This is a genomic window from Sphingomonas horti (genome assembly GCF_009753715.1).
GTDB lineage: Bacteria > Pseudomonadota > Alphaproteobacteria > Sphingomonadales > Sphingomonadaceae > Sphingomonas_B > Sphingomonas_B horti.
The window spans coordinates 375,266-397,154 of record NZ_WQMS01000006.1 but is presented as its reverse complement, the minus strand read 5'-3'; the positions used below and the strand labels follow the sequence as shown (position 1 = coordinate 397,154).

Here is a 21,889-nt window from a genome sequence, read left to right as displayed (position 1 = left end):
CGACTACAGGTGTCATCGTTTAGCTGAACGGCGCGTGAATTGAAAGTGGCGGCGGGGACGATTACGCAGGCGTGATGAAGGCCTTCGCCCTGCTTTCTCTGTTCCTTGCGGCGGCGCCCGCGGTGGCGTTCGATCCGGCGCCGTGGCTCGGCGACCTTGCCCAGGCGCGACAGGCGATCGACCGGAAATATGCCAATCTCGAATGGCTGAGGCACGACCGCGGCGTCGACCTCGACGCGGCTTTCGCGCGGACGAAGGAGCGGCTGGAGGGAGCGCAGAGCGAGGCCGAGGCCCGCCGCGCGCTCGAGCGGCTGTTCGAGCGCTTCCACGACGGCCATGTCGCGATCCGCTGGCCGACGCCTGCGCCGGCCGCATCGGGGATGCCGCCAAAGCCGGCGCCGCTCTGCGTGCGCATGGGCTATAATGCCGCCTATCTGCGCGACGGCACCGCCCGGCATCTGGCCGGCTACCGCGCCGTTTCGGGGGACATTTTTCCCGCCGGCACGATCGACAATGGCGGAACCCGGATCGGCGTGATCCGGGTCGGCATCTTCATGCCGCAAGGCTATCCGGCGCTCTGCGAACAGGCGGCACGCGATCTGTCGCTCTCCGAAGGGGCGGAATGCGACGACAGCTGTTCCGACCGGCTCATCACGCGCGCTTATGAGCTGATGACGGCCGCGTTCGAGCAGCGGCTGCGCGACCTGAAACGGGCCGGCGCGCAAGTGTTGCTGGTCGATATCAGCGGCAACAGCGGCGGGTCGGAATGGGCCGAGGCCGCTGCCCGAGCCCTCAGCCGCAAGAGGCTGCAATCGGCGCCGCTCGGCTTCGTGCGCGGCGAGCATTGGGCGAAGCAATGGCGCGAGGTCGCCGCAGCCTTGAACGACGCGCGCAAGACCGCGGCGCCTGCCGACCGCGCTGCCCTTGCCGGCTGGATCGCCGAGGCCAACGCCGCCGCCGCCGAGGCGGGGCGCGACTGCGCCGACGGCTCATGCCCGCGATTGGGACGCGCGGGCTATGCCACCGGATTGGTCGGGAGCGCGCCTTCGGCGCAGTTCGACGGCAAGCCATGGGCCGTCCATGTCTTCACGCCGGCGCAATATGGGTATCATGACGGCGTCTGGGACGGGCCGGTGATCGTGGTTGTGGATCAGGAAACCTGGTCCGCGGCCGAGGAATTCGCGGCGATGCTGCAGGACAATGATGCCGCCGTCGTGATGGGCGCGCGCACGGGCGGCGCCGGCTGCGGCCATACCGATGGCGGCACGCCGACGACGCTCGCCAACAGCAAGGGCGTGCTGGAAGTCCCTGATTGCGCGCGTTTTCGCCGCGACGGATCGAACGAAGTCAACGGCATCGTGCCGGACGTGGTCGTCGCGCTACGGTTCGACGACGGGCCGGGGTTCAAGGCGCGGCTGATCGAAGCGAAGCTGCCGGAGGCAATCGCGAGAGCAGAGGCCCTCGCGAGATAGGTCAGCCGACCTTGGCGACGCCCTTGTCGGCCATCAGCTCGGCGAGCTCGCCATTCTCGTACATCTCCATCATGATGTCGGAGCCGCCGACGAATTCGCCCTTCACATAGAGCTGCGGGATGGTCGGCCAGTCGCTGAAGCTCTTGATGCCCTGGCGGATGCCCTGGTCCTGGAGCACGTCGACGCTTTCATAATCGACGCCCAGCCGGTCGAGGATCGCGACCGCGCGGCTGGAAAAGCCGCATTGCGGGAAAAGCGGCGTCCCCTTCATGAACAGCAGCACATCGTTTCCGGAGACCAGCTCCTGGATGCGGGCGTGGGATTCGTCGGTCATCGTCACTCAATCTCCTGCGGGGACGTCGGTTGTCAGCTGCAGGGCGTGCAGCTCGCCCCCCATGCGGCCGCCCAAGGCGGCATAGACGCGGCGGGTGCGCTCGACGCGCGAGACGCCGCGAAAGCTCTCCGACACCACGCGCGCGGCATAATGGTCGCCGTCGCCCGCGAGGTCGGTGATCTGGACCTGCGCATCCGGGATCGCGGACTGGATCATCGCCTCGATCTCATGGGCTGGCATCGGCATGTCAGGGCTGCGACTCGATCAGCTGCCGCCGCGCCTCGACCGTCCTGTCGGCGAGCGCCTTGCGGACGGTCGCCTCGTCGACCTCCACGCCGGCTGCCGTCAGGTCGCCGACCAGCTTGCGGACGACGTCCTCGTCGCCTGCTTCCTCGAAATCGGCCTGGACGACGGCCTTTGCATAGGCATCGGTCTCGGCCGCGGTCAGGCCCATCTGCGCCGCAGCCCATTCGCCGAGCAGCCGGTTGCGCCGCGCGGTGATCCGAAACTGCATCTCTTCATCACGGGCGAACTTCGTTTCGAATGCGCGCTCGCGATCGTCGAACGTGGTCATGCAATCCCCTCTAGCTTCATCCCTGAGATAACCCTGAAATCCGCCCCTGCAAGGGGAGCGCTACGCACCGACTTCCACCACCAGCTTGGCGACCGCGCCGCGATTGGCGAGCTTGGCGATCGCCTCGCCGCCGCGTTCGAGCGGATAGACCTCCGACACGCGCGGCGCGATCCTGCCTTCCTGCCAGAGCCGGAACAAGGTCGCGACGTGTTCCTGGTGCCGCTTCGGCTCGCGCATCGTGAAGGCGCCCCAGAAGACGCCGCACACGTCGCAGCTTTTCAGCAGCGTCAGGTTGAGCGGCAGGCGCGGGATGCCGGCGGGAAATCCGACGACCAGGTAACGCCCTTCCCAGGCGATCGAGCGGAGCGCCGGCTCGGCATAGTCGCCGCCGACCGGATCGTAGATCACGTGCGCGCCTTCGGGCCCGACCTTCGCCTTGAAGGCGTCGGCGAGCGCTTTCGACTGCTCCCTGTCGAACGGTGCGCGATCGTAGATCAGAACGTCGTCGGCGCCGCATGCCTTTGCGACATAAGCCTTTTCGGCCGACGAGACGGCGGCGATCACGCGCGCGCCGAACGCCTTGCCGAGCTCGACCGCGGAAAGCCCGACGCCGCCGGCCGCCCCCAGCACCAGCAACGTCTGGCCGGACTGGAGATGGCCCCGGTCCAGCAGACCGTGGATCGTCGTCGCATAGGTCATCAGCAACGCGGAGGCTTCCTTGAGCGGCAGCCCGTCCGGCACCTTGAAGGCCCGGTTGGCGGCGACCGCCACCTTCTCGGCGAGGCCGCCCGACGAGGCGGTCAGCGCCAGCAGCCGGTCGCCGACCTGCCAGCCCTCGACGCCCTCCCCGACCGCCTCGACCACGCCCGAGACTTCGCTGCCTGGCGCGAACGGGCGCGGCGGCTTGAACTGATATTTGTCCTCGATCACCAGCACGTCGGGATAATTGATCGCGCAATAATGGATGCGGACCAGCAGATCGCCCTTGCCGGCGACCGGCTCGGGCACGTCGGCCAGCTCCAACGTATCGGGTCCGCCGGGCGCGCGCGACAAAAGGGCCTTCATGGCGTTTCCTTCCGTTTCAGATCGCCACCCGCTTTCGCCGGGGTGACGGACCTTGTCCAGAGCGTTACGGTCCCCGACCGGGAGGGGCGGATCATGACGATGTTGGCGCGGGCGGCCGCGGCGCTGGTGGGTTTGTTCGGGCTGGCGTTCGGCGCCTGGTTCTTTGCGGCAACGCCGGATGCGGCGGCCTATTTCTTCGTGCAGCCGATCGGGGCCGCGGGCGAGGCGACGCTGCGAGCGGACATGGCGAGCTTCTTCCTGGTCGGCGCGGCCTGGGCGTTCTTCGCCGCCCGCACCGGGCGCGGCGCCGCGCTGCTTGTGCCGGGCGCGCTGTATGCGGTCGCGATTTCGGGACGCGCGGTGAACCTGATCGTGAACGGACCCTATGAAGGCGCGGCAGCGCCGATGATCGTGGAAGCGGTGCTGATCGCGCTGTGCGCGTTCGGCTATCGGGTGCTCAGATCGCCGGCTTGAGCCACGGCGCCTGCCGCGCCTCGAAAGCCGCGATCTTCGGCTCCATCGCGAGCGTCAGGCCGACTTCGTCGAGACCCTCAAGCAGGCAGTGCTTGCGGAACGGGTCGATCGCGAACGCGAAGCGGTCCTGGAACGGCGTGATGACGGTCTGGTGCTCAAGGTCGATCGCGATCGGGTCGGTCCGCGCGACCTCCATCAGCCGGTCGACCGCGGGGCGCGGCAGCTCGACCGTGAGGATGCCGTTCTTGAACGCGTTGCCGGAAAAAATATCGGAAAAGCCGGGCGCGATCACCGCGCGGATGCCGAGGTCGGCGAGCGCCCAGGCGGCGTGCTCTCGGCTGGAGCCGCAGCCGAAATTCTCGCCGGCGATCAGGATCGGCGCGTCGGCATAGACGGGATCGTCGAAGACGTTGCCGGGCTCCGCCCGCACCGTCTCGAACGCGCCGCGGCCGAGGCCGTGCCGGCTGATCGTCTTCAACCAGCGCGCCGGGATGATCACGTCGGTGTCGACATTGGCGCGCCCGAACGGGATCGCCTTCCCCTCGATCCGCGCGACCGGCGTCACGGCGCGACCATGGCCACCGGCTCAGGCTTGGCGCTGACCGCGAAGGCCGCGACGCCGCTCAACAAGGTTCCTGCGACCAAAAGGAAAATGGCCTTCTTCATTGTCTCGTTCCCCGGTTCGACCCACTTAACGCATCAACTCGCGCACATCGGTCAGGTGCCCCGTCACCGCTGCCGCCGCCGCCATCGCCGGCGACACCAGGTGCGTCCGCGCGCCCGGCCCCTGCCGCCCGACGAAATTGCGGTTGGACGTCGAGGCGCAGCGCTCGCCCGGCGGCACCTTGTCCGGGTTCATCCCCAGGCAGGCGGAGCAACCGGGCTCGCGCCATTCAAACCCGGCTTCGATGAAGATTCGGTCAAGGCCCTCGGCTTCCGCCTGGCGCTTGACCAGGCCGGAACCGGGCACGACCAGCGCCTGCCGCACATTGTCGGCGCGGCGGCGGCCGTTCAGCACCGCCGCTGCGGCGCGCAGATCCTCGATCCGGCTGTTGGTGCAGCTGCCGATGAAGATGTTCTCGACCGTTACGTCCTGCATCCGCTGGCCGGGCACCAGGCCCATATAGGCGAGCGACTTCTGCGCCGCTTCGCGCCGGGCGGGCTCGGCGAAGCTCTCCGGGTCCGGCACCGCGCCGGAGACGGGGACGACATCCTCCGGGCTGGTGCCCCAGGTGACGCTGGGCGCGACGGCGGCAGCGTCGATCTCGACCACCCGGTCGAAAGCGGCGCCGGGATCGCTGGGCAACGTGCGCCACCAGGCGAGCGCCTGATCCCATGCCTCGTCCTTCGGCGCCATCGGCCGCCCTTTAAGATAGGCGAACGTCTTGTCGTCGGGGGCGATCAGACCGGCGCGCGCGCCCGCCTCGATCGACATGTTGGCGACGGTCAGCCGGCCCTCGATCGACATGGCGCGGATCGCGGAGCCCGAATATTCGATGACATGGCCGGTGCCGCCGGCCGCGCCGATCCGGCCGATGACGTGCAGGATCAGGTCCTTGGGGCTGACGCCGAAACCGAGCGCGCCTTCGACCCGGATGTTCATCGACTTCGCTTGCTTCAGCAGCAGAGTCTGCGTCGCGAGCACATGCTCGACCTCGCTGGTGCCGATGCCGAAGGCCAGTGCGCCGAGCGCGCCGTGCGCGGCGGTGTGGCTGTCGCCGCAGACCAATGTGCAGCCGGGAAGCGTGAAGCCCTGCTCCGGCCCCACGACATGGACGATGCCCTGCTCCGCATCGGTCGGCCCGATATAGCGGATGCCGAAGGCCGGCGCATTGGCCTCCAGCGCGGCGAGCTGCGCGGCGCTTTCGGGATCGGCGATCGGCAGGCGCCGACCCGCCCCGTCCACGCGCGGCGTGGTCGGCAGGTTATGGTCGGGGACGGCGAGGGTCAGGTCGGGCCGCCGGACCGTCCGCCCGCTCAGCCGAAGCGCCTCGAACGCCTGCGGGCTCGTCACTTCATGGACGAGGTGACGATCGATATAGATCAGGCAGGTGCCGTCGTCGCGGCGCTCGACGACGTGCGCGTCCCAGATCTTTTCGTAGAGATTGCGCGGACGAGAGGCCATGCCAGGCCGCCTAGCAGAGGATCGGGTGAAGTCGAGCCGCCGGCGCAATTACTGCGCAGCGATGTCCTGGGCGCCGGCCGGTGCGCCGCCCGGGCCGTCGATCTTCAGCCAGTCGTTGCGCGGCTGGTCGTAGAGCATCTCGAGCACTTCGAGCTGGACGCCCGAAGGACGCGTGCTCTGCGAGTTCCACAGCACCGCGACGCCCGACCGGGTCGCCGGATCGAACAGGATCGTCGAGCGATAACCCATCACCGCGCCCTGGTGCCCGATCAGCGAATGGCCGGCATAAGTGTAGTCGCGCCAGCCGAGCGCGTAACGCGACGGGCCCATCACCCGCGCGAAGGTCGTGTTGCGGCGCTCCGTATTGACCCGCGCCTGGTGGATCGTGTCGAGCACCCGCTGCGGCACCACCTGCGGGGCGAGGCCCATCTGCGCGCGCATCCAAAGCGCCATGTCCATGATCGAGGAATTGACGCCGCCGGCGGCCGGGACGCGGTAGTAATTGTCGTTCACCTCGACGGTGCGCCGGCCGATATGCGGGCGCGCCCAGCTGCGCGCGGACATCAGCCCGGCACGCGTGAGGCTGGCATTCTGCATGCCGAGCGGCGCGAAGATGCGGCGGCGCACTTCCTCCGTATAGGGAATGCCGGTCACGCGCTGGACGATCTCGCTGGCCGTGTCGAAAGCGATGTTCTGGTAGCTGTGGCAGCTATCCGGCGGGCAGATCGCGTTCACCTCGGCGAGCGACGCGCGCAACACCTTCGGGTCGGCCCCGGCCTCGAGCTTGTTGTCGTTCGAATTGTGCGGCAGGCCGACGCGGTGCGACAGGATGTCGGCCACGGTCGCCAACTGCTCGCCGCCCGCGGGCAGCCGCAGCGAGGTGTCGAACTTCGCAACCGGCTCGTCGAGCGACAATTTGCCCTGGTCGGCCAGCAGCCCGACCATCGTCGCGGCCACGCCCTTCGACAGCGAGGCCCAGCGGAATACCGTGTTCGGCGTGACCGGCTCGGTGCCGGCCGCCGTCGTCGTGCCATAGCCCTGGACGAACGTGATCTCGCCATTCTCGATCACCGCGACGGCCATGCCGACCATGTCGGGCTTCGCGGCGGCGATGCGCAGCCGCTGGTCGAGACGCTCGTAATCGATCTTGTTGGGCGCGCGGACGGCGGACGAGACCAGCGCGGAGCTGGCGCCGGCATAGGCCGGCTGCGGGGTCTGCGCCGGAGCGCGCGCGGCGACGAGGCTGGGCGCGATCGCGATCAGCGACACCAGGCCGGCAATCCCCCCGCCGATCGCGGCCGCCCTGGGCCTTTTCCTGATGCTGCTGCCGATCTTCGTTACCACTGCCGCGCGACCCTCTGTTCCTTGCCCCTTTATGGGACACGGAATCAGAGAATCACCTTAACGACAAGCTTTTACCGTCGCTTTTCACGATGAACCGACGGAAATGGCCGCCGAGTGACGGAACTCAGGCGAACGGCCGCGAAATCCAGCCGGCAAAGGCGAGCCACCACGGCGTCTGCCAGATCGCCAGCCGGAACAGCCAGGAGCCGACCAGCACGCCCGCTCCGGCAGCCGTGACCCAGTGGACGCGGCCGCGGCTGTGCAGGTCCCACAGCGCGAGCGGGACCAGGAACAGCAATTGGCCGCCGATGATGATCAGCGGGAACGGCATCGCCTCCGGCCAGGGCAGCCGGCCGATCGAAGGCGGCAGCAGGCCGATCATCGACACCAGCATGAAGCGCTTGTGCACCTGCGGCTTGCGGCGGTTGGTGAGGCCGAGACCGATCAGCGACACGAATACCGGCACGTCGAGCAGCGGCACCGCCAGCCAGGAGAGCGGCGACACGCCTGGCGGGGCAGTATCGCGCGCGACGGCGAAGAGCGCCGCCGCCGTTCCCACCCCGGCCATCAGCACGACCATCGCGAAGCCGGCCAGGCCGAGCCGGCGGTGAAGGTCGGCGCGGCCGGCCGAGACCAGCGCCACCTGGGTCATGAACAGCAGCACCCAGGCGCTGAAGATCAGGCCGTGCGTCGCCACCAGCCAGGTCATCGGCGGATAGGGATGATAGGCGGGCACCGCTCCGCGCAGGTAGAAGCTGGGCGCGAAGCCGGCGAAGACCGTCGCCAGGATCGCCGCCGCCATCCAGAAATAGAATTGCCGTTCTGCCGCCCAACGCGGCGCGATCGCACGGGTCGCCATGCCAGCCCCTCCCAACACGTGAGCAGGACGCCCCCATGCACCGATGCGAGGCAAGCTCACGCCCGTTGAGACGAGGCTAACCGTTCATGCGATGTAGTGGGCGCTCGTCTTCGCCTTCACGTCCGCGGCCGTGACGCCGGGGGCGAGTTCCAGCAGCTTGAACGGCGTATCATGATCGGGACGCTGGAACACGGCGAGATCGGTGATGATCATGTCGACTACGTTCTTGCCGGTCAGCGGCAGCGTGCATTCGGGAATGAACTTCGGATCGCCGTTCTTCGACGTGTGCTCCATCACCACGATGATCTTCTTGACGCCGGCGACCAGGTCCATCGCGCCGCCCATCCCCTTGATCATCTTGCCCGGGATCATCCAGTTGGCGATGTCGCCGTCTTCGGAAATCTCCATCGCGCCCAGCACCGCCAGGTCGATATGGCCGCCACGGATCATGCCGAAGCTCTGCTCCGAGCCGAAATAGCAGGTCTGCGGCAGCTCGCTGACGGTCTGCTTGCCGGCATTGATCAGGTCGGGGTCGACCTCGTCGTCATAGGGGAACGGCCCGATGCCGAGCATTCCGTTCTCGCTCTGGAGCGTGACGGTGATCCCTTCCGGAATGTTGTTGGCGACCAAAGTCGGGATGCCGATCCCCAGGTTCACATAGAAGCCGTCCTGCAGCTCCCGCGCCGCGCGCGCGGCCATTTCGTTGCGATCCCAAGGCATCAGGCGGCTTCCCTCTGGCGAGTCGTGCGGAATTCGATCTTCTTGTCGTAGGGCGCGCCGAGGATCAGGCGCTTGATGAAGATGCTGGGGACATGGATGCAGTCGGGGTCGAGGCTGCCGACCGGCACGATTTCCTCGACCTCGGCAACGCAGACCTTGCCGGCGGTCGCCATCGGCTGGTTGAAGTTGCGCGCTGTCTTGCGGAAGACGAGGTTGCCCATCTCGTCCGCCTTCCAGCCCTTGATGATCGACAGGTCGGCGCGGATGCCGCGCTCGAGGATATAGGTCTCCCCGTCGAACTCCTTGTGCTCCTTGCCCTCGGCGACGAGGGTGCCGACGCCGGTCTTTGTATAGAAGCCCGGAATGCCCGCACCGCCCGCGCGGCAGCGTTCGGCGAGCGTGCCCTGGGGACAGAACTCAACCTCCAGCTCTCCCGCCAGATACTGGCGCTCAAACTCCTTGTTCTCGCCGACATAGGACGAGATCATCTTCCTGACCTGGCGGGTGCGCAGCAGCTTGCCGAGCCCTTCATTGTCGATGCCGGCATTGTTGGAGACGCAGGTCAGGTCCTTCACGCCCGAGGCCTGGATCGCGTCGATCAGCCGCTCGGGCAGGCCGCACAGCCCGAAGCCGCCGGAACAGATCGTCATGCCATCGAACAACAGGCCGTCGAGCGCCGCTGTGGCGTCGGGGTAGATTTTCTTCATCAGCGCGTCTCCTCGCGGCTCGGCCTTAGCGAGAGGGCGCGGACGCGGTCAACGGCGGCGCAAACGCGTCCGGAACGACGGCGGAGCCGGGCCGTTCGTGCTGCGACATGACGCGCGACGCCGATTCCGCCCTGCTCGACCTGCTGCGGTCGCTCGATGCGCTCGGCTATGATTTCGTCACGCCGACGCCGGCGAGCCATGCCCGCGTCGTGAGCCAACCCGGGAAGGCACTTGCGCGCGATCTTCGCGACATGCTCGGCTGGAGCCTGCCGTTCGCGCCGGGAACGATCGCCCCGAAGGTCGCCGACCTGCTGCGCCTGGCGGGCATGATCGAGGAAGCGGGGAACGGATTGCTGAGGAGCAAGCTGCGGGTGTCGCGGCTGCACGGCAAGCTGTTCCTGCACTCCGCCTATCCGACCGACGCGCGGGACGCCGTGTTCTTCGGCCCCGACAGCTATCGCTTTGCCGACCTGATCGTGCGCGAGCTGACGGCGTCGCCGCTGAAGCCCGGCGCGCATGTCGCCGATATCGGCGCCGGCGCGGGGGTCGGCGGGATCGTCGCGGCGCTGGCGAGCGATCGCGTCCAAGTGACGCTGACGGACGTCAATCCCGAGGCGCTGCGGCTGGCGCGGATCAATGCGGCAGCCGCCGGCGTCGCCGTCGAGACGGTCGCGACCGACAGCCTCGATCCGGTCGAGGGCCCGATCGATCTGGCCGTCATCAACCCGCCCTACATCATCGATGCGGACAGGCGCGCCTATCGCGACGGCGGCGGCATGCACGGCGGCGAAATGGCGCTCGCGATGACGCGCATGGCCGCCGCCCGCCTGGCGCCCGGCGGGCGGCTGATCCTCTACACCGGCGCCGCGATCGTGAACGGCCGGAACGCCTTGTGCGAAGCGATCGGCCGCCTGGCGGAGGAGGGTCGCCTCGCGTTCAGCTGCCGGGAGCTCGACCCCGACGTGTTCGGGGAGGAACTCGCCCGGCCCGGCTATCGCGATGTCGAACGGATCGCGCTGGTGGCCGCCACGCTCGCGCACGACGGCTGACCAGCCTGCCCGGTCAGCGCAGGTTCAGCGCCGGTGCGCTAGACGAAAGCATGCAGAAACTCCTGATCGCCGCCGCGCTGCTTGCCCTTGGCGCCCCTGCGCTCGCGGCCGTCCGTCCGGCCGAGCCGCAGGCCAGCATTCCGTTCGTCAATCACGGCGGCGTCCGCAATTTCGAAGCAGTCGACAGCGACACGCTCTATATCGAGGACCAGCACCGCCATTGGTACCGCGCCGAACTGATGGGCTATTGCCCGGAGCTCGGCTTTGCCCAGGCGATCGGCTTCGAGACGCGCGGGCCTGACACGCTCGACCGGTTCGGCACGCTGATCGTGCGCGGCCAGCGCTGCCCGCTGAAGAGCCTGGTCGAAAGCGGGCCGCCGCCGAAAAAGGCGAAAAAGCCATCCTGACGGTTGGTGGAGCGCAGGCAGGCGGCTAAGCGCCCCGGCGTGCACGGCTGGATCATCCTCGACAAACCCCTCGGCCTCGGCTCGCCCCAGGCAGTGAGCGCGGTCAAGCGCGCGCTGCGAACGGGCGGCTATCCGAAGCTGAAGGTCGGTCATGGCGGCACGCTGGACCCGCTGGCGAGCGGTGTGCTCCCCGTCGCGATCGGCGAGGCGACCAAGCTCGCCGGGCGGCTGCTCGACAGCGACAAGGTCTATGAATTCACGATCCGGTTCGGCGAAGAGACGGATACGCTGGATGCCGAAGGCAAGGTCGTCCGAACCTCCGATGTGCGGCCGACGTCAGCCGAAGTGCACGCCGCCCTCCCCCGCTTCACCGGTCCGATCGAACAAATCCCGCCCCGCTTTTCCGCGCTCAAAGTGGATGGCGAACGCGCCTATGATCTTGCGCGGACCGGCGCCGAGGTCGAACTCAGCGCGCGCCGGGTGACGGTGCATGATCTTCGCGTCTTCGCGTCTTCGCATGAACCAATTGAACTTGCGCGAAACCGCGACGACGCGAAGGCAGGGCTGGAAAGCATCGCCTTGAGCGCCCACGTGTCTAAGGGCACCTATATCCGCTCGCTGGCGCGAGATATTGCGCGGGCGCTTGGAACCGTAGGGCACGTCACCTATCTTCGCCGCATCAAGGCCGGGCCATTCACGCTGGATCACGCGATTTCGCTGGACAAGCTGGACGATCTCGCTAAGGGCCACGCGCTTGAACAGGTTTGCCTGCCGTTGAGGGCGGGGCTGGACGACATCCCGGCTCTTTCCCTCACCCCCGATCAGGCAGGGCTGCTCCGCAGGGGTCAGCAGTTGGTCGGGATCGCCGCACCCGATGGCCAATGCTTCGCGATGCTGGGGGACGTCCCGGTCGCGCTGGCGGAAGTCCAGGCCGGAACGCTCCGGGTCGTGCGCGGCTTCAACCTCTAGACGAAAGGACGACGATGTCGATTACCGCAGAGCGCAAGCAGGCGCTGATCAACGACAATGCCCGGGGCTCGGGCGACACCGGTTCCCCCGAAGTGCAGGTCGCGATCCTGACCGAGCGCATCGCCAACCTGACCGAGCACTTCAAGACCCACGCGAAGGACAATCACTCGCGCCGCGGCCTGCTGATGCTCGTCAACAAGCGCCGTTCGCTGCTGGATTACCTCCGCAAGACGGACGCGGAACGCTATACCGCACTGATCGCGAAGCTCGGGCTTCGTAAGTAAACGAGACGGCCGCCGGTACGGGCGGCCGTTTCTCTATCCGCAGGGCGCAATAAGGCGTCCCTCGGCTGAGCCAATCCAGGCTCATCACAGGCCCCGCGGGAAGGTCCCGCGGATGAAGGAAACCAAATGTTCGACGCAAAGAAAGTATCGATCGAGTGGGGCGGAAAAACCCTGTCACTCGAAACGGGCAAGGTTGCCCGTCAGGCCGACGGCGCGGTGATCGCGACCCTCGGCGAAACCGTTGTCCTCTGCGCGGTCACGGCCGCCAAGTCGGTCAAGGAAGGGCAGGACTTCTTCCCGCTGACCGTCCACTACCAGGAAAAATTCTCGGCCGCCGGGCGCATCCCGGGCGGCTTCTTCAAGCGCGAGCGCGGTGCCACCGAGCGCGAGACGCTCGTCAGCCGCCTCATCGACCGGCCGATCCGGCCGCTGTTCCCGGAAGGCTTCTACAACGAGATCAACTGCATCGCGCAGGTGCTCTCCTATGACGGTGAGAACGAGCCCGACATTTTGGCGATGATCGCCGCCTCGGCCGCGCTGACCCTGTCGGGCGTGCCGTTCATGGGCCCGATCGGCGCCGCGCGCGTCGGCTACAAGGACGGCGAATATCAGCTGAACCCGACCGACGCCGAGATCGCGGAAGGCGAGCTCGACCTGGTCGTCGCCGCCACCCACGATGCGGTGATGATGGTCGAATCCGAAGCCAAGGAGCTTTCGGAAGACGTGATGCTGGGCGCGGTGATGTTCGCGCACAAGGCTTCGCAGCAGGTGATCGACGCGATCATCGACCTGGCCGAGCAGGCGGCGAAGGACCCGTGGGAGCTCGCCGAAGCCGACGACAAGGCGGCGATGAAGGCCGAGCTGAAGAAGCTGATCGGCGACGACATCGCCAAGGCCTATGCGACGCTGTCGAAGGGCAGCCGCCGCGAGCAGCTCGACGCCGCCCGCGACAAGGCGAAGGCGGCGATGGCCGACAAGACGCCCCAGGAGCAGATGGTCGCGATCAAGCTGGTCAAGAAGCTGGAGGCGGAAATCGTCCGCACCGCGATCCTGAAGGACGGCCGCCGCATCGACGGCCGCTCGACCACCCAGGTCCGCCCGATCGAGGCCGAGGCGCACTTCCTGCCCCGCGCCCACGGCTCGGCGCTGTTCACCCGCGGCGAGACCCAGACCATCGCCACCTGCACGCTGGGCACCAAGGACGCCGAGCAGATGATCGATGGGCTGAACGGGCTCAGCTACCAGCATTTCATGCTGCACTATAACTTCCCGCCCTATTCGGTCGGCGAAGTGGGCCGCTTCGGCGCGCCGAGCCGGCGGGACATCGGCCACGGCAAACTCGCCTGGCGGGCGCTGCACGCGGTGCTGCCGACCAAGGAGGAGTTCCCCTACACGATCCGCATCACCAGCGACATCACCGAGTCCAACGGCTCGTCGTCGATGGCGACCGTGTGCGGCGGTTCGCTCGCGCTGATGGATGCGGGCGTGCCGATCAAGCGCCCGGTCAGCGGCATCGCGATGGGCCTGATCCTGGAAGGCAAGGACTTCGCCGTCCTGTCCGACATCCTGGGTGACGAGGACCATCTGGGCGACATGGACTTCAAGGTCGCCGGCACCAGCGAGGGCATCACGTCCCTGCAGATGGACATCAAGATCGCCGGCATCACCGAGGAGATCATGCGCACCGCCCTCGCCCAGGCGAAGGAAGGCCGCGCCCACATCCTCGGCGAGATGAACAAGGCGCTGGGCGAGACCCGGTCCGAGCTGTCGGCGCATGCGCCCAGGATCGAGACGATCACGATCGACAAGTCGAAGATCCGCGACGTGATCGGCACCGGCGGCAAGGTGATCCGCGAGATCGTCGCCACCACCGGCGCCAAGGTCGACATTGACGACGAAGGCGTGATCAAGATCAGCTCGTCCGACCTGTCGCAGATCGACGCCGCCAAGAAGTGGATTCTCGGCATCGTCGAAGAACCGGAAGTCGGCAAGATCTACACCGGCAAGGTGGTCAACATCGTCGATTTCGGCGCGTTCGTGAACTTCATGGGCGGCCGCGACGGGCTGGTGCACGTGTCCGAGATCAAGAACGAGCGCGTCCAGAACGTGTCCGACGTCCTGTCCGAGGGCCAGGAAGTGAAGGTCAAGGTGCTGGAGATCGACGGCCGCGGCAAGGTCCGCCTGTCGATGCGCGTCGTCGACCAGGAAACCGGCGCCGAACTGGAAGACACGCGGCCGACGCGCGAGGGCGGCGATCGCGAACGTGGCCCGCGCGGCGATCGTGGCGATCGTGGCCCGCGCCGTGACGGCGACCGCGGCCGCGGCCCCCGCCGCGACGGCGACCGCGATCGCGGCCCGCGCGGCGATCGTGGCGACCGGGGCGATCGCCCCCGCCGCGACCGCGGCGAAGGCGGGCGCGACGAAGGCCCCGAGCCCGAGTTCGCGCCGGCCTTCCTGAAGGGCGGCGACGAGTAAGCTCGAACCCGGAAACGAAAGATGGGCGTCGCGGGAAACTGCGGGGCCCATTTTCGTTCAGCCGTCATGGCAACCGAGCGCAAGGGCAAGGAAACAACCAGGCCCGGCAAGAAAACCGGCGGACGGAATTCCGACGGCGACAACGCCAAGGAAGCGAGCGACGCACGCGCGAAAACCGTCCGCGGCATTATGAAGCGCAACCGCGACAGCGGCGAGGGATGAAGGGCATAACAAGGCGCCGACGAGGGTGAGTCCCGGATAGCCTATGGTCGCGCGGAATTTTTCGCCACGCATGTCACATTGCGCGAGGCTGGCTCGTCATAACATGGAACCCCCAATGAGGAGACGTTCCGATGACTGCCAAGCTCGATCCCTTCGCCGCCGCGCCGCAGCTGATGAAAAGCTGGATGGGCCTGTCGATGGCCGCCGAGACCAGCCTGGAGGCCAGCCTGATCGAGTTGGTCAAGATCAGGTCGTCCCAGATCAACGGCTGCGCCAATTGCATCAACATGCACACGATCGACGCGCGGGCGAAGGGCGAGACGGAACAGCGCATCTATCTGCTGTCCGCCTGGCGGGAGGCGCCCTGCTATACCGACCGCGAGCGCGCGGCTTTGGCCTGGACCGAAGCGCTGACGACGCTGTCGCAGGGGCGTAGCCACGAAGCGGCCTATGACGCGCTGAAGGCCTGGTTCACCGAGGAGGAGCAGGTGAAGCTGACGCTGATGATCAACGTGATCAACGGCTGGAACCGGATCGCGGTGGGCTTCGGGCTCTGGTACGATCCCGCGGCCAGCACCGGCAAGGCAGCCGCATGAGCGACGCGGCGGCAAGCTTCGATCCGCTGCGGCCGCGGCTGACCCGCGTCGCCTACCGGATGCTGGGGTCCGTCGCCGACGCCGAGGACGTGGTGCAGGAGGCGTTCATCCGCTGGATGAGCGCCGATCGCGCCGGCGTGCGTGAGCCGGAAGCGTATCTGCGCCGCACCGTCACGCGGCTGTGCCTGGACCAGCTGAAATCGGCACAGCACCGGCGCGAGACCTATATCGGCCCGTGGCTGCCCGAGCCGGTGGTCGAGGAGGAAGCAGACGAGGACGTGACGCTGCCGCTGATGCTGGCGCTGGAACGGCTGTCGCCGCTGGAGCGCGCGGCGTTCCTGCTGCACGACGTGTTCGGCGTCGGCTTTGACGAGATCGCCGGCACGATCGGCCGCGACGCCGCCGCCTGCCGGCAGCTCGCGGCGCGGGCGCGCGCCCATGTGCGCGAGGCGCGGCCGCGCTTCCAGGTCGAGAAACGGCGCGGGCTGGAGATCGCCCATGCCTTTTTCACGGCATCGAGGAGCGGCGACATGAGCGCGCTGGGGGCGCTGCTCGCCGCCGATGTCAGCGTCCATTCGGACGGCGGCGGCAAGCGGCCGGCGGCGCCGCAGGTCATCCTCGGTTTCGACCATGTGATGAAGCTGCACAAGGCGCTCGGCGTGCTCTGCCGCAAATATCCGTCGACGCTGCTGCGCACCGCGATGGTCAACGGCCTGCCCGGCTTCGTCACGCGCGAGGCCGATGGCGAGCTGCAAACGACCGCGCTGCAGATCGAGGACGGCAAAGTGACGGCGATCTATGTAATGCGCAACCCGGACAAGCTGCGGCACCTTCACTAGGCGCGGGTGTTCAGCGCCACCGCCGCCCGGATCAGCGCCTTGAACGCGTCCTCGTCGATTGCATCGCCGTCGCGAAAGTCGATCGCGCGGCGGGTGTTACCTTCCAGGCTGGCGTTGAACAGCCCTTTCGGATCGTCGAGGCTGGCGCCCTTGGCGAACGTGGTCTTGACGACGCTCTTGTAGGTCTCGCCGGTGCAGACGATGCCGCCATGATACCAGGTCGGCACGCCGCGCCACTTCCATTCCTCGACGATGTCGGGATCGGCGGCCTTGATCAGCGCGCGGATGCGCCCGAGCATCTCGCCGCGCCAGTCGCCCAGCTCCGCGATGCGGGCGTCAATCAGTTCGGGCGGGGATTTGGCGTTGGCAGATTCCACCTTCGTCACAGATATTCTCCAGATATGCGCCGGGGTTAGGGCGTCCAGCCGGGCAACTCCGATGCCTGTTTGATCCAGTCCGCGAGCTGCGCCTCGTTGATGTCCTCGTCCTCGTGGATGTGGACGTAGCGCACCTTGTCGTCCTTCGACGCGACTGGCGGGACGGGACGCAGCGACGCGCCGCGAAAGAAACTCAGCTTCACGTAGCGGGTGAAGCAATGGACGGCGAGAAACCATCCCTGCCCCTCCATTCCGTAGAAGGGCGAATTCCATCGGACAGCCTTGCGCACGCCGGGAACGACGCGCTCGACCAGCACGTCCAGCCGCCGTCCGACCTCCCGCTTCCAGCCGGGCATCGCCGCGATATAGGCCTGAACCGGCGCGTCGCCGTCACCCTTAGGAATCTGGGGATTGCCGCCGGCGAGGAGCTTCGGCTTCCCGGTCATTCGCACCCCCATTCGTCGCCCTGCCAAAGCCACAGTTATGCGATTGTGGGTCTGCTCGCAACGAAATGGCCGGCGCCCCTGTTGGAGCGCCGGCCGTGCGACCCGAAAGACTTCGGGATTTCGTCTCTTCTGGCGAGTGACCCGCTATCAACGCGGCCGAGGCGTCTGTGTTCCCGTCGAGCGGCCGGCGACGATCGCGTTCTTCTGCTGCTGGGTAAGCGCGCCGGCGTCCAGGTCCGACTCGCGGATCGCCTCGGCGCGGTCCTCCCCGGCGCTGCGGACGATGTTGGCCTGCTGCTGAGTGGCGTTGGCGCGCAGCGCATTGGTCATGGTCTCGCTGGCCTGCTCCATCGCGGCGGCGCGGTTTTCGGCATCGTCCTCCACGCGCTGCGCGATCCGGTCCTTGCCGCTGCCGCCACACGCCGCCAGCAACAGCAGCACCGCCCCTCCTACCGCCATTTTTCGCATGCGAGCCTCCATCCGATCCGGCCGGACGTGTCAGCGCGCAAGCCGCTGGGTTCGTTCCGAATGTGGGGTGAAGTGGGGCGCTTCCGCTGCCGGCGCTTCGCGCTTTTGCAGGGAAGGTCCAGGGGGTTCTGTTGCCCGGCCCCCCTGGCGGCCGCTGGAATCCGCTTCTGTTGCCCGGTGCGGCCCGGACCGCGCTTTTGTCGGAACTAACCTAGACCGTGAGGTCTTGGGTTAGGCCGCAATCGCGAGCGCCTCGTTGTCGTTGGCACTTGTGTGATGGGCCGTCACGGTGGTCCCATTCCGAGCGAAAGCTGCGCCTTTCAACACACGTCGATCCTGGTTCGGCCCCGTCAGGAGCCCGCCTAAACGGGCTTCTGGTGGAGCCGCCGGGTACTGCCCCCGGGTCCGCTGTGCATACTCACACGCCGCGATTTATCGCCATAGCCGGACGAGCCGGCACGACCGATATAGGCGTTCAGGCGCGCGTCTTCAACGAGTCCCTGATCTCACGCAGCAAGACGACCTCTTCAGGGGTGGCGGCGGGCTCCGCGTCCTTGCGGAGTTGCACGCGCGTGGCGGCGCGGACCAGCTGGTAGATGATGAATGCCAGGATCAGGAAATTGATGACCGTGGTCACGAACTTGCCCCAGCCCAAAACCACCGCCCCGGCCTTCTTCAGCGCCTCATAGTCGGTCGGCGATCCGGCATAGCCCGCGGGCACGCTGCCGAGCAGCAGGAACTTGTTGGAGAAATCGATCCCGCCGGTGATCGCGCTGATCAGCGGCATGATGATGTCCTCCGTGAGCGACGTCGTGATGGTGGCGAACGCGGCGCCGATGATCACGGCGACTGCCAGGTCCAGCACATTGCCCCTGGCGATGAACTCCCGAAATCCCTTGAACACGGCTTTCCCTCCCCATTTGCGCGGAACGCGCGATGAGGCTCCATCGTTACGGCCGTGAAAGCAAGGCCGATTGCGCGATGGCGGACGCTGCTGTATTCCCCGCGCAATACACCTGGAGGACATCCATGAATTCTCGCCTGTTCGCTGCCTTTGCCGCGCCCGTGGTCGCGGTGTCGGTCTCCGCCTGCGGCATCAACTCGGTGCCGGCGTCGGAGGAAGTCGCGAAGGCCAAATGGGCCGACGTGCAGGCCGCCTATCAGCGCCGCGCGAACCTGATCCCGAACCTGGTCGCGACCGCCAAGGGCGCGGCGGCGTCGGAGGGCAAGATCCTGTCCGACGTGACCGAGGCGCGGGCGAACGCGACCCGCATCAACGTCTCCCCCGAGCAGTTGAGCGACCCCGCGGCGATGGCCCGCTTCAACGAGGCGCAGGCGCGGCTGTCGGCCAGCATCATCCCGCTGCAGCGGCTGCAGGAGCAATATCCGCAGCTGCAGAGCCAGGCCAATTTCCAGACGCTGATGAGCCAGCTGGAAGGCACCGAGAACCGGATCAACATCGCGATCCGCGACTATAACGAGGCGGTGCGCGACTATAACACGCGCATCCGCACCTTCCCTGACATGATCGGGGCGAAGCTGGTCCACGGCGCCAAGCCGCTGGTGCCGTACCAGGCGACCACGCCAAACGCGGACACCGCGCCGACGGTCGATTTCGGGAAGTAAGACCACACCATGTTTCCAGCACCGGCTGGGCTGAGCCTGTCGAAGCCCTTTCCCTCTTTCTTCCAGCTCTCGAAGCAGAAGGGAGGCCTTCGACAGGCTCAGGCCAGCCGGCATTGGGGCGTGGCGCTGTGGCTATGGGCTTTGTGCGTCGTCCTGGTCCTGTTCGCCGCACCCGCGCTTGCCCAGACCTTTCCGCCGCTCACGGGTCGCGTTGTCGACGACGCCAACCTGCTGAGCCCGGCGGAGGAAGCAGCGCTGTCCGCCAAGCTGGAAGCGCTGGAGAAATCGACCGGGCGGCAGCTGGTCGTGGCGACGCTGCCCGGCCTGCAAGGCTATGAGATCGAGGATTACGGCTATCAGCTCGGCCGTGCCTGGAAGATCGGGCAGAAAGGCGAGAATAATGGCATTATCCTGATCGTCGCGCCCAACGAGCGGAAGGTCAGGATCGAGGTCGGCTATGGGCTGGAGCCCTATGTAACCGATGCGCTGTCCTCGATGATCATCCAGGATCAGATCCTGCCGCGCTTCAAGGCCGGCGATTTCCCCGGCGGCATCGAGGCGGGCGTCGACGCGCTGCTCGCCCAGCTGCAATTGCCCGAGGACCAGGCCCAGGCGCGCCAGCAGCAGGTGCTGGAGCAGGGGCAGAAGGAGCAGCGCTCCCACAGCAGCAGCGGCGGAGGCTTCCCGGTCGGGCTGATCTTCTGGATCATCGTCGCCGTGTTCGTGTTCGCGTCGATGCGGCGCGGCCGCGGGCGGCGCGCCGGCCCCTGGGGCGCGCGGCGCTATCGCCGGGGCAGCAACTGGCCGGTCTGGCTCTGGGTCGCGAGCGAGATCGCCGAAAGCGCGGCGCGCAGCGGCCGCGGTGGCGGTGGCTGGGGTGGCGGTGGTGGCTGGGGCGGCGGTGGCGGCGGCTTCTCCGGCGGCGGCGGGTCGTTCGGGGGCGGCGGCGCCTCGGGGAGCTGGTGATGCTGACGGCTGAGGATCATGCGCTGGTCGCGGACGCCATCCGGGGCGCGGAAGCGCGCACCGACGGCGAAATCTCGGCGGTCATCGCGCCGGAATCGGACAGCTATGCGGACGTGACGCTGCACTGGGCGCTGCTGCTGGCGCTGCTGCCGCTCGCCTGGTTCGCGACTTTCCCGGGGACGCTGCGCTGGGTGATGACGCTGATCGAACCCTGGGCGGCGGAGCCGTCGCTGCGGCTGATGGTGACCTATCTGCTGCTGAAGACGGCGGGCGCCTTTATCGTCGGCTGGCTTATCTTCCGCATCCCCCGCGTCAAGCTGGCGCTGACGCCCGACGCAACCAAGGCCCGGCGGGTGCGGCGGCGGGCGATCATGCTGTTCCAGGTCGGCACCGAACGGCGGACCGCGACGCGCACCGGCGTGCTCGTCTATCTGAGCCTGGCCGAGCGGCGGGCCGAGATCGTCGCAGACCAGAGCATCCAGTCGAAGATCGGCGGCGAGGAATGGGGCGAGGCGATGGTCGCGCTGCTGGACGGCGTGCGCGCCGGGCAGCCCGGCCAGGGCATCGCCGCCGCCGTTGCCAAGATCGGCGACGTGCTGGCGGGGCACTTCCCCCACACCGGCACCGACCCGAACGAGCTGCCCGACCGCTTGATCCAGCTATGACAGGCGAACCGGTCGAGACCGTCTGGGCGGGCAAGTATATCGAGGCGAAGCGCAAGGGCCGCTGGGAGTTCGTGGGCCGCGCCAACAACATCCACGCGGCGGTGATCATCGCCATCCACGAAGGCCATGTCCTGCTGGTCGAGCAGAACCGCGTGCCGCTGGGCGGCCCCTGTATCGAGCTTCCGGCCGGCCTGGTCGGCGACATCGACAAAGGGGAGACGGTCGAAGCCTCCGCCGCCCGCGAGCTGGAGGAAGAGACCGGCTACCGCGCGGACAGGATCGAGGTGATCGGCCGCTTCGCGTCGTCACCCGGCATGGTTTCGGAAACCTTCACGCTGGTGAAGGCGCACGGGCTGACCGAGGTCGGCGAAGGCGGCGGCGAGGCGCATGAGGGAATCACCGTGCACCGCGTGCCGGTCGGGGACGTGCCCGCCTTCGTCGCGCGCAAGCGAGCCGAAGGGCGCTTCGTCGATGTGAAGATGCTGTTGCTGCTGGCGAGCTCAATCCTCGCCTGACGACGTCAGCGGCGGAGAGGATCAGGAATCAGCGGAAATTATCGGCGTAGGCCTGGAGCTTCAGCTTGGGCTGCGGCGCGGGGACCACGTGGTATGACACGCCGCGCCTGTCGGCATAGGCCTGGGCGGCGGCGAGCGTCGGGAACACCACCTTGACCTGCGCCTGGGTGTCGGCCTGGCCGTTCCAGCCGGTCAGCGGGTCGACGGGCACTTTCTCGCGCGACAGGAATTCGAGCACCCATTCGTCGGTGCGGGCGCGCCCGGACTGAGTGGCGTTCTTGGGGCGCTGGAAGATGCGGGCCTGGGGCATG

The 21,889-nt window shown here is 67.6% G+C and carries 29 protein-coding genes and 1 other RNA gene; 14 read left to right on the top strand and 16 right to left on the bottom strand.

Annotated features, from left to right (window positions below; all coding sequences use genetic code 11):
* The first annotated feature begins 74 nt into the window (after positions 1-74).
* Positions 75-1,472: a S41 family peptidase gene (locus tag GON01_RS05560; protein ID WP_157026343.1), complete on the top strand. Its 1,398-nt coding sequence runs from the start codon at positions 75-77 to the stop codon at positions 1,470-1,472.
* Position 1,473: 1 nt separating this feature from the next.
* Here the strand turns inward: GON01_RS05560 and grxD are convergent, their stop codons facing one another.
* Genes grxD through GON01_RS05540 form a run of 4 tightly spaced genes read right to left on the bottom strand, consistent with a single transcriptional unit; the run spans position 1,474 to position 3,445 of the window.
* On the bottom strand, positions 1,474-1,806 hold the full coding sequence (grxD, locus tag GON01_RS05555) for a Grx4 family monothiol glutaredoxin (RefSeq protein WP_157026342.1): 333 nt from the start codon (positions 1,804-1,806) through the stop codon (positions 1,474-1,476).
* Between the two features lie 6 nt (positions 1,807-1,812).
* A complete protein-coding gene (locus tag GON01_RS05550) occupies positions 1,813-2,052 on the bottom strand; it encodes a BolA/IbaG family iron-sulfur metabolism protein (RefSeq protein ID WP_157026341.1) in 240 nt (79 codons plus the stop codon).
* A gap of 1 nt (position 2,053) precedes the next feature.
* Positions 2,054-2,380, bottom strand: coding sequence for a DUF1476 domain-containing protein (locus GON01_RS05545; RefSeq protein WP_157026340.1), 327 nt, complete (start codon positions 2,378-2,380; stop codon positions 2,054-2,056).
* A gap of 60 nt (positions 2,381-2,440) precedes the next feature.
* Positions 2,441-3,445 carry an NADPH:quinone oxidoreductase family protein gene (locus tag GON01_RS05540; RefSeq protein ID WP_157026339.1) on the bottom strand — a complete coding sequence of 335 codons (1,005 nt, stop codon included), beginning with the start codon at positions 3,443-3,445 and terminating at the stop codon, positions 2,441-2,443.
* A 93-nt stretch (positions 3,446-3,538) separates the two neighbouring features.
* On the opposite strand from GON01_RS05540, the gene GON01_RS05535 reads away from it, so the two are divergent.
* Complete coding sequence (locus GON01_RS05535) at positions 3,539-3,919, top strand: hypothetical protein (RefSeq protein WP_198159783.1); 381 nt, start codon at positions 3,539-3,541, stop codon at positions 3,917-3,919.
* Here GON01_RS05535 and leuD read toward each other — a convergent pair.
* The 6 genes from leuD to GON01_RS05505 form a co-directional block, all read right to left on the bottom strand.
* Positions 3,903-4,484 carry a 3-isopropylmalate dehydratase small subunit gene (gene leuD, locus GON01_RS05530; RefSeq protein ID WP_181599915.1) on the bottom strand — a complete coding sequence of 194 codons (582 nt, stop codon included), beginning with the start codon at positions 4,482-4,484 and terminating at the stop codon, positions 3,903-3,905. The two genes, GON01_RS05535 and leuD, sit on opposite strands and share 17 nt — an antisense overlap.
* 126 nt (positions 4,485-4,610) lie before the next feature.
* Positions 4,611-6,044 (bottom strand): 3-isopropylmalate dehydratase large subunit, encoded by a 1,434-nt coding sequence (leuC, locus tag GON01_RS05525; protein ID WP_157026337.1) that lies wholly within the window; start codon positions 6,042-6,044, stop codon positions 4,611-4,613.
* 48 nt (positions 6,045-6,092) lie between these two features.
* The gene (locus tag GON01_RS05520) at positions 6,093-7,388 is read right to left on the bottom strand and encodes a serine hydrolase domain-containing protein (protein WP_157026336.1); all 1,296 of its coding nucleotides are present in this window, start codon (positions 7,386-7,388) and stop codon (positions 6,093-6,095) included.
* A gap of 124 nt (positions 7,389-7,512) precedes the next feature.
* Complete coding sequence (locus GON01_RS05515; RefSeq protein ID WP_157026335.1) at positions 7,513-8,247, bottom strand: hypothetical protein; 735 nt, start codon at positions 8,245-8,247, stop codon at positions 7,513-7,515.
* 84 nt (positions 8,248-8,331) lie between these two features.
* Positions 8,332-8,967, bottom strand: coding sequence for a 3-oxoacid CoA-transferase subunit B (locus GON01_RS05510; protein WP_157026334.1), 636 nt, complete (start codon positions 8,965-8,967; stop codon positions 8,332-8,334).
* Positions 8,967-9,674 carry a CoA transferase subunit A gene (locus tag GON01_RS05505; RefSeq protein WP_157026333.1) on the bottom strand — a complete coding sequence of 236 codons (708 nt, stop codon included), beginning with the start codon at positions 9,672-9,674 and terminating at the stop codon, positions 8,967-8,969. The genes GON01_RS05510 and GON01_RS05505 overlap by 1 nt, the downstream gene beginning before the upstream one ends.
* A gap of 107 nt (positions 9,675-9,781) precedes the next feature.
* Here GON01_RS05505 and GON01_RS05500 point away from each other — a divergent pair, with 107 nt between their 5' ends.
* The 8 genes from GON01_RS05500 (at position 9,782) to GON01_RS05465 (ending at position 16,515) form a co-directional block, all read left to right on the top strand.
* The gene (locus GON01_RS05500; RefSeq protein ID WP_157026332.1) at positions 9,782-10,723 is read left to right on the top strand and encodes a methyltransferase; all 942 of its coding nucleotides are present in this window, start codon (positions 9,782-9,784) and stop codon (positions 10,721-10,723) included.
* A 50-nt stretch (positions 10,724-10,773) separates the two neighbouring features.
* Entirely contained in the window at positions 10,774-11,130 is a 357-nt protein-coding gene (locus GON01_RS05495; protein WP_157026331.1) for a DUF6491 family protein, read from the top strand.
* 39 nt (positions 11,131-11,169) lie between these two features.
* Positions 11,170-12,099 (top strand): tRNA pseudouridine(55) synthase TruB, encoded by a 930-nt coding sequence (truB, locus tag GON01_RS05490; RefSeq protein WP_309503131.1) that lies wholly within the window; start codon positions 11,170-11,172, stop codon positions 12,097-12,099.
* A gap of 14 nt (positions 12,100-12,113) precedes the next feature.
* On the top strand, positions 12,114-12,383 hold the full coding sequence (gene rpsO, locus GON01_RS05485) for a 30S ribosomal protein S15 (protein ID WP_157026329.1): 270 nt from the start codon (positions 12,114-12,116) through the stop codon (positions 12,381-12,383).
* Between the two features lie 126 nt (positions 12,384-12,509).
* Positions 12,510-14,858: a polyribonucleotide nucleotidyltransferase gene (gene pnp, locus GON01_RS05480; RefSeq protein WP_157026328.1), complete on the top strand. Its 2,349-nt coding sequence runs from the start codon at positions 12,510-12,512 to the stop codon at positions 14,856-14,858.
* Positions 14,859-14,924: 66 nt separating this feature from the next.
* Positions 14,925-15,080 carry a hypothetical protein gene (locus tag GON01_RS05475; RefSeq protein WP_181599913.1) on the top strand — a complete coding sequence of 52 codons (156 nt, stop codon included), beginning with the start codon at positions 14,925-14,927 and terminating at the stop codon, positions 15,078-15,080.
* A gap of 131 nt (positions 15,081-15,211) precedes the next feature.
* Positions 15,212-15,676, top strand: coding sequence for a carboxymuconolactone decarboxylase family protein (locus GON01_RS05470; protein WP_157026326.1), 465 nt, complete (start codon positions 15,212-15,214; stop codon positions 15,674-15,676).
* Complete coding sequence (locus GON01_RS05465) at positions 15,673-16,515, top strand: sigma-70 family RNA polymerase sigma factor (protein WP_157026325.1); 843 nt, start codon at positions 15,673-15,675, stop codon at positions 16,513-16,515. The genes GON01_RS05470 and GON01_RS05465 overlap by 4 nt, the downstream gene beginning before the upstream one ends.
* Here GON01_RS05465 and GON01_RS05460 read toward each other — a convergent pair.
* The 5 genes from GON01_RS05460 to mscL all read right to left on the bottom strand — a co-directional run bounded on the left by GON01_RS05460 (position 16,512) and on the right by mscL (position 18,710).
* Positions 16,512-16,901 carry a DUF1801 domain-containing protein gene (locus GON01_RS05460; protein WP_309503127.1) on the bottom strand — a complete coding sequence of 130 codons (390 nt, stop codon included), beginning with the start codon at positions 16,899-16,901 and terminating at the stop codon, positions 16,512-16,514. The two genes, GON01_RS05465 and GON01_RS05460, sit on opposite strands and share 4 nt — an antisense overlap.
* Before the next feature lie 26 nt (positions 16,902-16,927).
* On the bottom strand, positions 16,928-17,338 hold the full coding sequence (locus GON01_RS05455; protein WP_232328666.1) for a DUF1801 domain-containing protein: 411 nt from the start codon (positions 17,336-17,338) through the stop codon (positions 16,928-16,930).
* Between the two features lie 147 nt (positions 17,339-17,485).
* Entirely contained in the window at positions 17,486-17,779 is a 294-nt protein-coding gene (locus GON01_RS05450) for a hypothetical protein (protein ID WP_157026323.1), read from the bottom strand.
* Between the two features lie 183 nt (positions 17,780-17,962).
* Positions 17,963-18,303, bottom strand: a transfer-messenger RNA (tmRNA) gene (ssrA, locus tag GON01_RS05445).
* The gene (gene mscL, locus GON01_RS05440) at positions 18,282-18,710 is read right to left on the bottom strand and encodes a large conductance mechanosensitive channel protein MscL (RefSeq protein WP_181599912.1); all 429 of its coding nucleotides are present in this window, start codon (positions 18,708-18,710) and stop codon (positions 18,282-18,284) included. The genes ssrA and mscL overlap by 22 nt, the downstream gene beginning before the upstream one ends.
* Positions 18,711-18,835: 125 nt before the next feature.
* Between mscL and GON01_RS05435 the strand changes: the two genes are divergently transcribed.
* Genes GON01_RS05435 through GON01_RS05420 form a run of 4 tightly spaced genes read left to right on the top strand, consistent with a single transcriptional unit; the run spans position 18,836 to position 21,578 of the window.
* Positions 18,836-19,432 (top strand): LemA family protein, encoded by a 597-nt coding sequence (locus GON01_RS05435; protein ID WP_157026321.1) that lies wholly within the window; start codon positions 18,836-18,838, stop codon positions 19,430-19,432.
* A 9-nt stretch (positions 19,433-19,441) separates the two neighbouring features.
* Complete coding sequence (locus tag GON01_RS05430) at positions 19,442-20,398, top strand: TPM domain-containing protein (protein WP_157026320.1); 957 nt, start codon at positions 19,442-19,444, stop codon at positions 20,396-20,398.
* Positions 20,398-21,063 (top strand): TPM domain-containing protein, encoded by a 666-nt coding sequence (locus GON01_RS05425; protein ID WP_157026319.1) that lies wholly within the window; start codon positions 20,398-20,400, stop codon positions 21,061-21,063. The genes GON01_RS05430 and GON01_RS05425 overlap by 1 nt, the downstream gene beginning before the upstream one ends.
* Positions 21,060-21,578 carry an NUDIX hydrolase gene (locus GON01_RS05420; RefSeq protein WP_157026318.1) on the top strand — a complete coding sequence of 173 codons (519 nt, stop codon included), beginning with the start codon at positions 21,060-21,062 and terminating at the stop codon, positions 21,576-21,578. Before GON01_RS05425 ends, GON01_RS05420 begins: the two co-directional genes overlap by 4 nt.
* 28 nt (positions 21,579-21,606) lie before the next feature.
* Here the strand turns inward: GON01_RS05420 and GON01_RS05415 are convergent, their stop codons facing one another.
* Positions 21,607-21,888 (bottom strand): NADH dehydrogenase ubiquinone Fe-S protein 4, encoded by a 282-nt coding sequence (locus GON01_RS05415; RefSeq protein ID WP_157026317.1) that lies wholly within the window; start codon positions 21,886-21,888, stop codon positions 21,607-21,609.
* Position 21,889: the final 1 nt, after the last annotated feature.

Bases quoted from the DNA above. Each gene is read 5' to 3' on its own strand.
- GON01_RS05515 (WP_157026335.1), bottom strand. From the start codon at position 8,247: ATGGCGACCCGTGCGATCGCGCCGCGTTGGGCGGCAGAACGGCAATTC.
- GON01_RS05415 (WP_157026317.1), bottom strand. From the start codon at position 21,888: ATGCCCCAGGCCCGCATCTTCCAGCGCCCCAAGAACGCCACTCAGTCC.
- GON01_RS05470 (WP_157026326.1), top strand. From the start codon at position 15,212: ATGACTGCCAAGCTCGATCCCTTCGCCGCCGCGCCGCAGCTGATGAAA.
- GON01_RS05425 (WP_157026319.1), top strand. From the start codon at position 20,398: ATGCTGACGGCTGAGGATCATGCGCTGGTCGCGGACGCCATCCGGGGC.
- GON01_RS05500 (WP_157026332.1), top strand. From the start codon at position 9,782: ATGACGCGCGACGCCGATTCCGCCCTGCTCGACCTGCTGCGGTCGCTC.
- GON01_RS05455 (WP_232328666.1), bottom strand. From the start codon at position 17,338: ATGACCGGGAAGCCGAAGCTCCTCGCCGGCGGCAATCCCCAGATTCCT.
- GON01_RS05510 (WP_157026334.1), bottom strand. From the start codon at position 8,967: ATGCCTTGGGATCGCAACGAAATGGCCGCGCGCGCGGCGCGGGAGCTG.
- GON01_RS05430 (WP_157026320.1), top strand. From the start codon at position 19,442: ATGTTTCCAGCACCGGCTGGGCTGAGCCTGTCGAAGCCCTTTCCCTCT.
- GON01_RS05545 (WP_157026340.1), bottom strand. From the start codon at position 2,380: ATGACCACGTTCGACGATCGCGAGCGCGCATTCGAAACGAAGTTCGCC.
- pnp (WP_157026328.1), top strand. From the start codon at position 12,510: ATGTTCGACGCAAAGAAAGTATCGATCGAGTGGGGCGGAAAAACCCTG.
- GON01_RS05535 (WP_198159783.1), top strand. From the start codon at position 3,539: ATGACGATGTTGGCGCGGGCGGCCGCGGCGCTGGTGGGTTTGTTCGGG.
- GON01_RS05435 (WP_157026321.1), top strand. From the start codon at position 18,836: ATGAATTCTCGCCTGTTCGCTGCCTTTGCCGCGCCCGTGGTCGCGGTG.
- leuC (WP_157026337.1), bottom strand. From the start codon at position 6,044: ATGGCCTCTCGTCCGCGCAATCTCTACGAAAAGATCTGGGACGCGCAC.
- grxD (WP_157026342.1), bottom strand. From the start codon at position 1,806: ATGACCGACGAATCCCACGCCCGCATCCAGGAGCTGGTCTCCGGAAAC.
- rpsO (WP_157026329.1), top strand. From the start codon at position 12,114: ATGTCGATTACCGCAGAGCGCAAGCAGGCGCTGATCAACGACAATGCC.
- GON01_RS05505 (WP_157026333.1), bottom strand. From the start codon at position 9,674: ATGAAGAAAATCTACCCCGACGCCACAGCGGCGCTCGACGGCCTGTTG.
- GON01_RS05495 (WP_157026331.1), top strand. From the start codon at position 10,774: ATGCAGAAACTCCTGATCGCCGCCGCGCTGCTTGCCCTTGGCGCCCCT.
- GON01_RS05420 (WP_157026318.1), top strand. From the start codon at position 21,060: ATGACAGGCGAACCGGTCGAGACCGTCTGGGCGGGCAAGTATATCGAG.
- GON01_RS05540 (WP_157026339.1), bottom strand. From the start codon at position 3,445: ATGAAGGCCCTTTTGTCGCGCGCGCCCGGCGGACCCGATACGTTGGAG.
- GON01_RS05465 (WP_157026325.1), top strand. From the start codon at position 15,673: ATGAGCGACGCGGCGGCAAGCTTCGATCCGCTGCGGCCGCGGCTGACC.
- GON01_RS05550 (WP_157026341.1), bottom strand. From the start codon at position 2,052: ATGCCGATGCCAGCCCATGAGATCGAGGCGATGATCCAGTCCGCGATC.
- GON01_RS05560 (WP_157026343.1), top strand. From the start codon at position 75: ATGAAGGCCTTCGCCCTGCTTTCTCTGTTCCTTGCGGCGGCGCCCGCG.
- GON01_RS05475 (WP_181599913.1), top strand. From the start codon at position 14,925: ATGGCAACCGAGCGCAAGGGCAAGGAAACAACCAGGCCCGGCAAGAAA.